Source organism: uncultured Fibrella sp., from assembly GCF_964250085.1.
Classification (GTDB): Bacteria; Bacteroidota; Bacteroidia; order Cytophagales; family Spirosomataceae; genus Fibrella.
The window spans coordinates 345,727-358,318 of record NZ_CAXUEC010000006.1; the positions used below are offsets into that span (position 1 = coordinate 345,727).

The 12,592-nt window shown below is 51.1% G+C and carries 13 protein-coding genes and 2 tRNA genes; 8 read left to right on the forward strand and 7 right to left on the reverse strand.

The window, feature by feature from the left end:
- Positions 1-143 precede the first annotated feature (143 nt).
- From ACFE8Q_RS19870 to ACFE8Q_RS19885, 4 genes are all read right to left on the reverse strand, one after another.
- The gene (locus ACFE8Q_RS19870; protein WP_375447183.1) at positions 144-1,412 is read right to left on the reverse strand and encodes a hypothetical protein; all 1,269 of its coding nucleotides are present in this window, start codon (positions 1,410-1,412) and stop codon (positions 144-146) included.
- 140 nt (positions 1,413-1,552) lie between these two features.
- Positions 1,553-2,167, reverse strand: a complete 615-nt coding sequence (locus tag ACFE8Q_RS19875) for a hypothetical protein (RefSeq protein WP_375447184.1) — start codon at positions 2,165-2,167, stop codon at positions 1,553-1,555.
- A gap of 106 nt (positions 2,168-2,273) precedes the next feature.
- Positions 2,274-3,662 (reverse strand): efflux RND transporter periplasmic adaptor subunit, encoded by a 1,389-nt coding sequence (locus ACFE8Q_RS19880; RefSeq protein WP_375447185.1) that lies wholly within the window; start codon positions 3,660-3,662, stop codon positions 2,274-2,276.
- A gap of 122 nt (positions 3,663-3,784) precedes the next feature.
- A complete protein-coding gene (locus ACFE8Q_RS19885) occupies positions 3,785-5,329 on the reverse strand; it encodes a TolC family protein (RefSeq protein ID WP_375447186.1) in 1,545 nt (514 codons plus the stop codon).
- 35 nt (positions 5,330-5,364) lie between these two features.
- Between ACFE8Q_RS19885 and ACFE8Q_RS19890 the strand changes: the two genes are divergently transcribed.
- Positions 5,365-6,201: an aminotransferase class IV gene (locus tag ACFE8Q_RS19890; RefSeq protein ID WP_375447187.1), complete on the forward strand. Its 837-nt coding sequence runs from the start codon at positions 5,365-5,367 to the stop codon at positions 6,199-6,201.
- Between the two features lie 103 nt (positions 6,202-6,304).
- On the opposite strand, the gene ACFE8Q_RS19895 is transcribed toward ACFE8Q_RS19890, so the two are convergent.
- Together ACFE8Q_RS19895 and ACFE8Q_RS19900 are read right to left on the reverse strand one after the other, a co-directional pair.
- The gene (locus ACFE8Q_RS19895) at positions 6,305-6,985 is read right to left on the reverse strand and encodes an ABC transporter ATP-binding protein (RefSeq protein WP_375447188.1); all 681 of its coding nucleotides are present in this window, start codon (positions 6,983-6,985) and stop codon (positions 6,305-6,307) included.
- A 304-nt stretch (positions 6,986-7,289) separates the two neighbouring features.
- Positions 7,290-8,363, reverse strand: a complete 1,074-nt coding sequence (locus ACFE8Q_RS19900) for a DUF4097 domain-containing protein (RefSeq protein WP_375447189.1) — start codon at positions 8,361-8,363, stop codon at positions 7,290-7,292.
- 233 nt (positions 8,364-8,596) lie between these two features.
- On the opposite strand from ACFE8Q_RS19900, the gene ACFE8Q_RS19905 reads away from it, so the two are divergent.
- From ACFE8Q_RS19905 to ACFE8Q_RS19930, 6 genes are all read left to right on the forward strand, one after another.
- Positions 8,597-9,400, forward strand: coding sequence for a hypothetical protein (locus ACFE8Q_RS19905; protein ID WP_375447190.1), 804 nt, complete (start codon positions 8,597-8,599; stop codon positions 9,398-9,400).
- A 182-nt stretch (positions 9,401-9,582) separates the two neighbouring features.
- A tRNA-Gly gene (locus tag ACFE8Q_RS19910) sits at positions 9,583-9,658 on the forward strand.
- Positions 9,659-9,695: 37 nt separating this feature from the next.
- Positions 9,696-9,780: transfer RNA gene (locus tag ACFE8Q_RS19915), tRNA-Leu, on the forward strand.
- Between the two features lie 302 nt (positions 9,781-10,082).
- Complete coding sequence (locus ACFE8Q_RS19920; RefSeq protein WP_375447191.1) at positions 10,083-10,661, forward strand: restriction endonuclease; 579 nt, start codon at positions 10,083-10,085, stop codon at positions 10,659-10,661.
- A 5-nt stretch (positions 10,662-10,666) separates the two neighbouring features.
- Positions 10,667-10,936 (forward strand): helix-turn-helix domain-containing protein, encoded by a 270-nt coding sequence (locus tag ACFE8Q_RS19925; RefSeq protein ID WP_375447192.1) that lies wholly within the window; start codon positions 10,667-10,669, stop codon positions 10,934-10,936.
- 2 nt (positions 10,937-10,938) lie between these two features.
- Positions 10,939-11,211 carry a hypothetical protein gene (locus ACFE8Q_RS19930; RefSeq protein WP_375447193.1) on the forward strand — a complete coding sequence of 91 codons (273 nt, stop codon included), beginning with the start codon at positions 10,939-10,941 and terminating at the stop codon, positions 11,209-11,211.
- 12 nt (positions 11,212-11,223) lie between these two features.
- Here the strand turns inward: ACFE8Q_RS19930 and ACFE8Q_RS19935 are convergent, their stop codons facing one another.
- Positions 11,224-11,838 (reverse strand): hypothetical protein, encoded by a 615-nt coding sequence (locus ACFE8Q_RS19935; RefSeq protein WP_375447194.1) that lies wholly within the window; start codon positions 11,836-11,838, stop codon positions 11,224-11,226.
- A gap of 85 nt (positions 11,839-11,923) precedes the next feature.
- Here ACFE8Q_RS19935 and ACFE8Q_RS19940 point away from each other — a divergent pair, with 85 nt between their 5' ends.
- Complete coding sequence (locus tag ACFE8Q_RS19940; RefSeq protein WP_375447195.1) at positions 11,924-12,553, forward strand: hypothetical protein; 630 nt, start codon at positions 11,924-11,926, stop codon at positions 12,551-12,553.
- Positions 12,554-12,592 lie beyond the last annotated feature (39 nt).

A 12,592-nucleotide genomic window follows, 5' to 3' on the forward strand; every position in this document is an offset into this window, starting at 1 on the left:
AATATAATGAACAATGGCTTCGCGGGCGGTTTACCCCCAATCCCCTGAAGGGGGTTAAAGCTTCGCGAAATGACCGTGGCAACGCAGTAGCCCCCTTCAGGGGATTGGAGGTAAACCGCCCGCGAAGCCATTGTTCATTTGATTTATTTACTTAGTTTAATAGTCATCGAAGCAAACTCGTTGCCGTTGGTCTGGTATGCCTCGCGAACGCCGGTCATCAGGTGTTCGAGGGCGAACGTTTTATTGCGTCGCCCTGTAGGCGTTCTGTCATCCATCGTTGACCAGTCGGCGTACCATGAATCGAAGCGAACGGGTAACTTTAAGGTCACCGTGGCGTCGTCGGCAAACAAGTTATCAACGTGGAAGGTAAGCACGTGCGTATTCTGGCTTAACAGTTTTTGTTCGCGATCGCTCATACGGCCCGTTTCAACGGCCGACTTACGCTGCACTTTCACGAGTTTCACCGTGCCGTTATCGGCGGAGACAGTCATGTTCTTTTGCAGGTACGTCTCTGCCTGCGCGTAGTCGGGCAGGTTGGCCAGGTTCAGGCCAATGGCAAATTCGATGGGCTTGGTTTTGCGCCCCATCTCAATGTTGGTGAGGTTGTTACGCTCGGCCCGCCACTCGCCACTTTTGTTTAGGCCAAAAAAGAGATCGTACTGCTTCAACGCACCTGCCGAGCCAAAGTCAAGCCGTTTGGCGGGTGCCATCGACAGGCTTTCCAACAACTGCTGGGTAAAGGGAGCGATCAGGCTTTGCTTGCCTACTATCCAGACGTAAAACGGCCTTGATTCGCCTTTCAGCGCCTGTTTCTGGTTTTGATAAGTGTAGTACGTACCGTTGAACGGAGAGGTATAAGCCAGCACCGTGGCGCCAATTCCCAGCTTGCTGAAGGTGGCAAACTGATCGTAGATACTGTTTTTAAGTGTGCTGGACGCGTCGTTCCGGTTCACCTCAGGATTGCGCTTAATGTCGGCATCGGGGAACGACAGGATGCAATCCGACACGAAAATGGCCACGTTGTTGCCCTTCGCTTTTTCGCCCACCTGCCTGAAAATCTGATGCAGCTCCGAGCTTTTTCCGGTTGCCAGTGGCGTAGTAGCCATCTGCGCTACAAACGTATTTACATCGGCGTTTACCGGCTCCGGTTTACCTGAAATTGTATAAAGCGTAACCGGCTTGAGTTGATTCGCTTTCGTCACCATATCGGCCACCACGTCTTTAAACGTCGTACCGCCCTTCAGGTAGCCACCCATACTGGCCGATGTTTCCAGAAAAAAGTGAACCGTACCAACAGTCTCGGCTTTAGTCGGTGCTGTTGTCTCGGTTTTCTCGCGTTTCTTCCCGCCGCCACACGAAGCGATGGTTAGCGCAAGGAGTATGGATAGTAGGGTTCGTGTGGGATTGTGCATGGATTTATTGGGGCTGCTCTAGCGTACTGCTGACGCGAGTCGGGCAACCACGATGGGTTGCCCCTACATCTGGAACCGTCATTTGTAGGGGCAACCCATCGTGGTTGCCCGACTCGCGTCAGCAGTACGCCAAAGTAAACTTATTTGGACCGATAAGGTAAGATGTAAACGGCAAAACCGAGTGTAAGTAATGCGTAGCCATACCAACCGGTAGCCTCGTCGGCTTCAAAACCGTCGAACGTCCGCCCGACATAGGCGAACAGCGAGGCCCAGGCAAGCAGCCAGAACGTCCAGCGAATGCGGCCACGACTCCCGGCCGAACTACTGAAAAAGATCGCTTCCAGCACCAGCAACACAGCGGCAACCGTGCCGAAAGTAGATTCAATCAATCGAGGATTGGGGCTGGCATAACCAACCTGCTCGCCCCCCGACAGGAGCAATAAAACCAGCGCGACAAGCGACAACAGACTACCGACCCAGCCAATATTCCGGCCAGAACGTACCTGGCCAGTGGCCGCAGGTACGTTTACCGGCTGCGTAACGGGCCGTTGCGGTGGCCGGATAGGTACACTGGCATCGAATTGACTACCGCCCGTGTCAACCAGCACTCCGTTGCGCAACGTCACCGGCTGACCAGCTACAACAGGGCTTGTACTGACAACTTCGTCGCGCCGGAAATAGTGTACCTGTCCTGCCCCGGTCCTGAGCAGGCCGCATTGTGTGAGGGGATCGTAATGGATGATGGTCCCGTGCATAAAAAAACAGTTTACTGTTTACGGTCTTCAGTTACGTTGCTAACGGCAACAAGTTGGGCTTTAGCAACGCAACTGAAGACTGTAAACAGCAAACAGCAAACTCTCTTTATTCATCCTCTTTCTTTGCCTTTTGCTTATTCGGGTCGCGTTTCACGATTATGTCGCCGGCTTTAAGCTTTTTAGAGACAGCCAGGAAAGGGCCTGAAATGATTTGATCGCCGGGTTTCAGGCCGGAAAGGATCTCGATGTTTTCAAAATCGCTGATGCCCGTTTTTACTTCACGCTGCACCGCTTTGCCGTTTTCAGCAATGAACACAATCTCTTTTATAGCGGCCTTCTTAGCTACCGTTTTATCCTCAACGGTATTGCCATCGGGTTTAGGTGCGGCTGCTATTTTTGAGCTGTCAGCGCGGGTTGTTACGGCGGCAATAGGCACGGCCAACACGCCGGATTTACGGTCGGTGATGATCTCGACAGAGGCGGTCATACCCGGTTTGAAGGGAAAGCCCTTACTACCCAATTTTTTTGAAAGATCGGTGTATGAGTTATTCAGGATTTTCACCTTCACCTCGAACTCAGTTACAGCATCCGTCGACAGGGCCGACGCCGCACTGCTGCCCCCAAGACCATTAGCTGTGTTGGCGACTTCCGTAACGATTCCCTTGAACTTGCGGCCCGCCGTCGTGTACGAATCCACTTCGATATCGGCCGTGTCGCCCAGCGTTACCCGCACAATGTCGTTTTCATTTACGTTGACCCGAACCTCCATGTTGTTGAGGTTGGCTAGCCGCATAATTTCCGTACCGGCCATTTGCGACGTACCCACCACGCGCTCGCCCTGCTCCACATTCAGTTTCGACACCGTACCGTTGACGGGTGAATAGATGGTGGTTTTACGCAGGTTTTCTTTGGCATCGCGCAAACTGGCCTGGGCGCTCTGAATGCTGAATTGGGCCGCCCGAACGTTGGCTTTCTGCGCCTCGATATCCTGTCTGGCTACGTTATAGTTAGCCTCTACCGTTTCGAAATCGGCTTGCGAGATTACTTTATCGGCCAGCAGCTTGCGGCTCCGCTCATAATCGGCTTTAGTGCGAATAAGCCGCGCTTCGGCCTGCAATACCCCCGCTTTCGACTGTTCCAATTGCGCTTTGCTCTGGTTTACGGTTGCCTCGGCGCGGGCCGAAAACGATTCGTAGTTATCCGGGCGAATGCGGCATAACAACTGCCCTGCCTTCACCGGATCACCTTCCTTCACATACATGGCAATGATTTCTCCCGACACATCCGGGCTGATTTTTACCTCGATTTCAGGCTGCACACGTCCCGAAGCACTTACTCGTTCGATGATGTCGGTGCGTTGCGCGATGGCAAAGTCAACGTCGGTGGTGGGGGGCTTCCCAATAATGCCGGCTTGCTTAGCGGCCACAAGGCCACCAATTACTAACACGGCTGCGATGCCCAGTATCCACCAAAGGCGGTTCGATTTCTTTTTCATGTGAAGAGGTAAAAGGGTTTTGATACCGAGATGATAGGAACACGGATTAAATGGATCGACCGAAGCGGCGGACCGTTTAATCCGTCAAATCCGTGTTCCCATCATCTCGGTGTCAAAACTTCTTAATCAAAAGAGAGTGGCTTGTTCTGGTAAAAATCTAAGAGCTTGACGCGGAAAATGTAATCGTATTTTGCTTGTACAAGGCTGGCACGTGCCCGGTCGAGGTTGCTTTTGGCGACGTTATAATCTGTTGAGTTCAATGCCCCGGCGTTGAACCGGCTCTCCGATGCCTGGAAAGCCCGCGCCAGTTGCGTAACCTGTGCCGATGTGGCCCGGTACCGATTCGACGAGGCCCGCAGGTTGGTGTAAGCTGTTTCAATGGTTTGCCGAAGTTGCAGACGTGTGTTGGCGGCGGCAATTTCTGAATTCTGCTGTTGTAACGAAGCCGTCAGGATGCGCGTCCGGGCCTGAGTACGGTTGAAGATCGGAATCTGCAATTGCAGGTTTATCGACCGGTTCAGGTTGTTGCCCAGTTGCTCGGTGAAGGTATAGTTTTCGCCCCGGAAGTTATTTTGCACAAAAGTGACCGTTTGCGGAATGCCATTGAACAGCACGGTCTGATCGACCTGCGTTGTGCCATCGGCAATTAGTTTTTGCCGTCCCACGTTCGAATAGAGGGTGTTCAGGTTACCATTCAACGTCAGGCTGGGCAGGATGTTGGCGCGGGCCACCTGCACGCCAACGGCATCGCTGCGAACCCGCAGATCGGCCGCTTTAATGTCGGGCACAAACTGCTGAGCGATATCATACACCTGCTGCGTTGTAGCCGTGTAGGGGTCAAGCGTTGGGTCAGGTACGTTGATGGGCTCAACGTTGAACCCGTCGATACCCGGTCCGCCCGATGGTACGTTCATAGCCTGCAACAGGGCCAGTTTGGCCAGATCAATGGTGTTCTGAGCATTTACGATGGCCAGTTCATCATTGGCGATCTGTGCCCGGATATCGAATAGATTCGATTCAGGCAGCGACCCAGCTCCAACTAGTTTTTGGGTACGGTCCAGTTGAGCCTGCGACACTTCGATCTGCCGTTGCGCCACCACCAGTTGTTCCTGCCCCGTCAGCACATTCAGGTAGTTCTGCACTACCGTCAGGCTCACGTTGTTCTCCGTTGCCTTCACCGACGCTTCGTTCGACTGTTTCAGCAGTTCATTCTGGCGAATCGTATTTTGCAACAGGCCGCCATTATAAACCGTTACCTGAGCCGTTGCCTGGAAGTTGTTGGAGAGTACACCCTGATCAACGAATGCGTTGGTGGCCGGGTTGATGTTACGGCCCGAGTTGTAACCCTGACTCAGAAATGCCCCCACGTTGGGTAGCCGGTTCAGTCGAGCCTGCCGAAGCTGCGCCTCTGTGTTTTGCAGTTGCAACTGGCTCTGGCGAATCGTCAGGTTATTGGCCAGCGCAATGTCAATACATTGCTGTAGCCCCAGCCGTTGCGGAACGGTTTGGCCGGTGCCCGGTGCAGCCGTTGACTGAACAGGAGCGGGTGTTACCGCAGCAGGTGGTCCACCTACAGTTGTCTGAGCCAAACCGGGTGTTGACAGCAGAAAAGCGGCCAACCCACTGGCCAGGCCCATTCGTATGACGGGCAATCGAAACATAATCATGAGCAGTTAGATAGGTCAATGTTACACGCTTACTTTTGGCACGACCACCGTTTTGGGATAAACGGTGGAAAATCGCCATGAATCTGGTTTATAACTCGGATATACTTCCTGAGGCTGAATTCAGCCTCCCCCCCACCGACCGGGCTTTTCAGTACGGCGATGGCCTGTTTGAGACAATTCGGTTCGACGCGGGCACGCTCTGGTTCTGGCCCGATCACTACGACCGGCTTATGCAGGGCATGGCCGCGCTTTACCTCGACATACCTGATCTGTTTACCCCCGCTTACCTACACGATTTAATCCTTGATCTAATTCGGCAGAACCAATTCGGCGATGGCCCGGTGCGGATCAAGCTACAGGTTTGGCGACAACCCGGTGGTTTTTATACGCCTGCAACCCATGCCGCCAACTGGTTACTTACGACCAAAACCGGCCAGCCATTTGCGCTGACCGATAAGCCGCGCCTCGGCGTTTTCCGCGATATTCGGCTATCACCTTCCCGCCTGTCGCCGTTCAAAACACTCAACGCCTTACCGTATGTGCTGGCGGGGATTTACCGGCAGCAGCACAATTTCGATGAGGTGTTGCTGCTTGATACCAACGGGCATCTGGCCGAATGTGTGGCGTCGAACCTGTTCTGGATCAAGGGCCATCAGTTATTCACCCCTTCGCTCGACTCCGGCTGCATCAACGGCATCATCCGGCGGCAGCTACTACGTACCTACGCCGTTCAGGAAGGCCTGTTTCTGCCTGATGTGCTGGAAACGGCCGACGCTGTTTTCTGCGCCAACGTCAGCGGTATGCAAACCCTGCTGGGTACGTCGCCCGAACACCTGACGGATATAGTGCGCGAATTTGTACGGAGCCAATAGGTACGCGGATTGGGCGGATTTGCTTCGACTAACGAATCAGTTCAAATTCAAAAATCCGCGTAAATCCTTTTGATCTGCCCAATCCGCGTACCTATCATCTCACTCAAACCGATGCGGGTTCTGCTTCCAGCCAGCCGTCTTTCAGGCGCAGAACCCGGTTTCCATACTCAGCGTTGGCTTCGGAGTGCGTAACCTGCACAATCGTGACGCCATCTTTCTGATTCAATTCGCGGAACAGCGTCATAATCTCCGTTGCCTGCGCCGAATGCAGATTACCAGTTGGCTCATCGGCAAAAATCACCTTGGGCTGTGCCACAATAGCCCGCGCAATGCCCACAAGCTGTTGCTGCCCGCCCGAGAGTTGACTGGGAAAGAGGTCTTTCTTCGCCACGATGTTGAACCGGTCCAGCACATCGGCAACCCGGCTTTTCCGTTCGTTACCCGGCAAGCCTTTGTACAACAAGGGCGTTTCAATGTTTTCGTAAACAGTCAGTTCATCGATGAGGTGATAGGCCTGAAAGACAAAGCCGATATGACTCCGGTGCAGTTCAGTACGCCGTTTCTCCGATAGTTTCTGAACGGGCTCGTCCAGAAAGCGATATTCTCCTTCCGATGGCTCTTCCAGCATACCCAGGATATGGAGCAATGTACTCTTACCCGAACCGCTTGGCCCCATGATCGAAACGAACTCACCGGCTTCGATCGACAGGTTGATACTACGGAGTACGTAGGTACGTCCGAACCCCGCCGGATAGTACTTTGACACGTTCGAGAGCTGAATCATAATTAGTTATATTTGACAGACAAGGTTTAACGCTAAAAATAGGTACCATCCCCCTTCCGACGGCCTGCTGATGTTACACGATGATCCGGGCATGTATGACTGGCTGCGGTATCATCCCTGCATTCATCAGCGTATTAGTTCGAAACTTGATTTTGGCTTGAAGCCACTTTATCATCCGGGAAAGCATACCTGCAACGGCAAGGTCAATCCCCGTGCCACAGCACAAAAAAGCCCTAAATCGCTCGATTTAGGGCTTTTTTGATTAGTAGACCGTCCGCATTCGGACAGCTAGCGGACACAGGTATCAGTTCTGGTTTACGTAAACACTGCCTGAATTGGCCGTGAGGCGAACCGGAATACCACCGCCATTCATTTTGCCAACGATCCGGTCTTTTTCGGCCGACCCGCTGAAGTTGGTCAACGGTGCGCTCACCCGGTTACCGCTCAGATCGAGGTCCATGCCTTTGTTCATGGGCATTTGTACCCGTACACTACCAGCCGATGTTTCCAGCTTCACAAACTTGTCGACCCGGCTCATCGCTACTTCAACGCTGCCCGCGCTGGTCTCCGCATCAATGCTACCGGCCATACTGCGAATGCGAATGCTGCCGCCCGACGTGCTGGTTACCAGCTCACCGTCAATGCCCTCGCCGTTAATGCTACCGCCCGACGTTTTGGCTTTGATTACACCATTCAGCCCCGTGAGCCGGATACTGCCGCCCGACGTGTTCAGGTTGATGGTACCGTCGGAGTTGGCGGCTTCGATGCTGCCTCCCGATGTTTCCAGATCGATCTGATTATGGCAATCGGTTAATTTGATGCTTCCGCCCGATGTACTGCCTTCGATATCACCTTTCAGATCGGACAACTGCATGCTGCCACCCGACGTTCTGAATTGCTGCTGACCCGTCAGATGGCTCATTTTGATACTGCCACCCGAGGTGCTGATGTTGGTTGCCAGCGCACGCGGCGTATAGAATTTGAAGCTGATGCTCAGCCCTTTCTTCCAGTTCCAGCTGCCATTTTTCTGCTTGGCCGTTGCCACCAGCGTGTTGCCCTCCTGCCGGATTGTGATGTCGTAGTTTTCCAGCCGCTCCTCGATTTCTTCTTTACTCAGGTCATTCGTCCCATTCCAGTTGTTGGAGTGGACATACATTTCCACCCGCGCTTCTGACCCGCTGCCGCCTTCAACCAGCAGGCTTCCGCCCGACGTTTGCGATCGCAGCGCGCTAACTCCCTTAAAGGTCTGAGTCTTGTACGGTGTTTCATCGAAACTACCGATTTGGATGTCGGCATCCTCAGTAGAGAAAGCCATTGTGGTCAACATCGACGTCACAACCAGCGCCGACGCAAGCAAAGTAGCAGATGCAGTTTTCATAAAAAGTACCGGTTATATGAGTTTTCTAAAAGATGCAGTTTCAGTCGCCAACGTTGCAGTGGGTTCTCTGATGACGTACCTATTTGTAAGACATTATTATGCCAAACATATAATCATCTGATAATCAGTATAATAATTTTTTCAATTAGTCCGTATCCGGACAATTACTTTTTGAGTCGGACACCGTCTACAGGCTTTGTCTATGTTTTTTTGATTTTGTCTACCATCCTACTATGCAAACCATCTACCGCCGGATCGCTTATTCAGTTGCCTTACTCCTGTATCTTGCTCCTCCAACAACTGCCCAAACGACAGACACAACAGTTGTGCGAACCGACTCCCTAAAAGCAGGGTTAACCGTCGGCCTTAACATAGGCGTTAATCAGTTGTACGGGGACCTGTCAAGTCCCAACATCTGCCCCGGTTTCGGGCTTCTGATTAGTTACCCGCTCAGCAACGTAATCAGTCTGAATCTGCTGGGTGATCTGGGTACGTTAAGTGCTCAGGAATCTTCGTTCTACAACTCGATAGCCAAAACGTCCTACGCTCAGGTTGCACTGGGTGGCGCCATAAACCTAACTCGCCTCTTTCAGAGTACTCAAAAGCGTAAGTTGGCTTCAAACCAGAGCAATTTTTCCTTTTATGTAGCTGTGGGTATGGTGTCTTTTGATGCCATTGCCTATTCGCTCACCACCAACCAGGTGCAGCGGTACACCAATGGGTCGGGTAGCCATCGGACAGAAGAAGACGGAGTAACGGCAAAAGGTCCCGCGGGGGTTTCGTCGACGCACGAAGTGGTAGTACCCATCGGCCTCCGCTACAATCGGCAACTCAGTCCACGAATCAACCTGTATGGTGATCTGCGGTATAACTTCGTCAATACGGATAAACTGGATGCCAGTGTCGATAATGACAATACCACGATCAGTACGGCAACTGGTGGCGATATCTACCGTAATCCAGCCAGCAACGAGAGCCGGGATGCCTGGGCCTCCCTGTCGGTGGGCTTGTCATATCGGTTAGGAAAACGTCGGTAGGTGCTAACCAGACCAAACACAGCCAGGCAATTTTTTTACGCCATAACTCATTCAGAATGAATTGATTTTAGCTCATTACTAATTTTCAGGCCTATTTTTTTGCTATTGAGCTTGACAGCAGCAGTATAATACCGTACTTTTGCATCATCAAATCTGTTCTACATATCGGAACAGGCCACAATGCGAAAGTAGCTCAGCTGGTAGAGCGCGACCTTGCCAAGGTCGAGGTCGCGGGTTCGAACCCCGTCTTTCGCTCCACGATAAAGCACCGAGCAACGGTGCTTTTTTCGTAAACGCCGGGATGGTGGAATCGGTAGACACGCCGGACTTAAAATCCTGTGGGCCACAAGCCCGTGCGGGTTCGACTCCCGCTCCTGGTATCTGATTATCAATGGGTTATGTTCTAGAAAGACATAACCCATTTTTATTAAGGACAACAATAGGACAACAAATTTAGACACTGCTATATTGGGATTTACACTTCTGAATTGGCAGTTCGATCCTGCCCCCCACTTCACTGATAATTAGGCCATTAAGATATATATATGGTGTAAGATCGTAATGTTTCTTTTGTCCAATATAACGTAGATAGAACAAGCATGGGCATTACTGCGAAGAAGTTGTTATTTTCGTCGTTATCTATTAGCGCTAGCACGGGTTATTAATTACGGGCAATCTTGCTATGAATTACGATAAAATCATGGAGCATAATCTACCCTCTGGTTATGTTGCTGCGCTCTCGCCACTCGATTTTGAACAACTTGCAACCGAATTTTTAATAGAGTCAGGTACGGGTTTACCGTTGTTGGAAGTTCAGCACAACGTCAAGGAAGACGCCCATGATGGAACATATCAGATAGACGTTAAGGCCACTTTTGACACTTTTGGTGGAGCTAGGATAATTGTATTAGCGGAATGCAAACGGTATAAGACCCCAGTTAAGCGCGAGAAAGTTGAGCTCCTTTACAATCGTTTACAATCTATAGGCGCTCATAAGGGTATTATCTTTTCAACTTCCGGATTTCAGCTAGGCGCAATTGAGTTTGCTATCAAGCACGGCATCGCGCTGATCCGTTTGAAAGAGGGTAAGTTCACGTATGAAACGAAATCATGCGACCGCTTAGTGAACGAAATTCCACTTTGGGCAGACACTCCGGCCTACGTAGGTGTTTATATTCACAATGCAACTAATATTAAATGCACGGTATCTAATCTGCAAAAAGGCTATCTATCTCCTCTGACCGACTTTATTTATTCCTGAATCTTATGCAAGTCATTTGTCTACAAGAGGATGCTTTCTATGCTCTGGTTGAAGAGGTCGTTGCTAGGCTGAAAGAAAAGCAGGGTAACGAAAAAGAGAAATGGGTATCAGATGAAGAGGCCATGCAACTCTTGAACGTCAAGTCAAAGACGACGTTGCAAAAGCTACGTGACGAGGGGAAGATACGTTTTTCACAGCCGCAGAAGAAGATCATCCTGTACGACCGCGATTCAATCAACACCTATCTAGAACGAAACGCCCGGAACACATTTTAACGATGGACGATCAAGACAAAGTAGAACCTGACTATGTGAAGGGCTTCAATGAAGGCTATATACTCGCCAAGCACATGCCAGAACTGGCCGAGAGATTAGCTGACATCGACAGTGATTTTGTCCGGCTAGCTGGCTTCAAGGCGGGACGAGAGCAGCAGCAGACTGAAATGGCGCGTGAGCGTCTACCAGCTTGGTTGACAGGAGATCGCCCGCAAAAAGCTGAGAAAAGCCCGATAAAGACGAAAGACCGGGATAAAGAACCTGACAAAGATTAATGTGCTAAAACATTAGTCACGTTCCTTATGAGCCTCCCGGCTATGCGTCCGTTCAGTTGCCCTCTCTGTTTTTTCAGTCGCTTTTGTATAGCCTAGTGACATTGAGAAACGGGCTGACATTGACATGCCATCCTGCTCTTTTTTGTCGGGCGTGGGTGATGTGTCTTTGGATACATCGTTTCGGTTAGCCGCAGCCTGAACGAGTTTGGCATCCATGTAATCCTGTGATTTCTCGACGTCTCTGGGAATCGATCGTTTCTGAGCCAACTCAGCTTTGCTCATACCGCGAAACGGATTGGGAAAGAGTGCCTCGCGCACTGTATCGCGGACAATACGACCATCCTTATTGTCCCCATTCCGCGTATCCTGTTCTATTTTGGCTAGCGTATCAGTCTTAAGCGCATCTATTTGCTGTTTTGCGAAGGTCACAGCCTGATCCCGCGACCCTGGCTGACGTGACCTCAGAAAGCCGCGTGGGCTCAGGGTCAAATCCGGACCCCGATCTTTGGGCAGATTCTTGATCTGCTCATCCAGTGCTTGTATGCGCTCTGTGGTTTCCACTAAACGCGCTTCGGTATGTTCGTAGCCTTTAGGGAAACTTGATTTCGTATCATCATTCTGGCTCATCTCCTCGATTGTTTTTAGTTGATGCTCAGTACGCTTATGCTAATATAGACATAAGCTTGATGCGTTTCATGCAGGGAGTGTAAAAATGATTTGGCAGCAAAAACTAACGGGCGTGAGCTACAATAGCGATGTGCAACACGCTCATGTTCATTTAAATGACGACGTAGATGAAGGTCGTGTTGGCAGCGTCAAATGGAATGATCTGCTTGTTCATGCGACCGCGTTCCCAGAGCTTAAAGAGACAGCCCACGGCCTGGTCAAGATTCATCTGGGCTACCTGCCCCTTGAAAGCGTCCTTATGCCATTTGAGGCCTATTTGCGGGCTTTGGTTCACCAGTACTGGCAAGGCTCAATCGAGCAGGAGGATTTCCTGGACCAGATTGAAGATCACATCAAACTGATCCGCAACGAGGATATGAAATACAACACGTGTCTGACCTATGATGAGGCCATCTACCGCAACTATGAGAATACCTATTTACCGTATGGGTACATGGTCAGAGATCGTCTCAGTCAGTTTTTGGGATACGTGCCTCAGCTTGAACACTCACTGATCGCTGAGTTGTGGATGCGTGACATCATGGCCGAGGATACGTTTCAGCTCCCTGAAACGATTGATCCGGTTGATATTCGAGCCATGACGCTGATCAAATACCGAGAAGTCTTATTGAGGCAAGGCAAAGCCGCCGCAGATAGATCGCCGCTTTGGGCTTAGATGTAAAATCTTGTCTTTAGTTAAAGCAATCTTCACTGT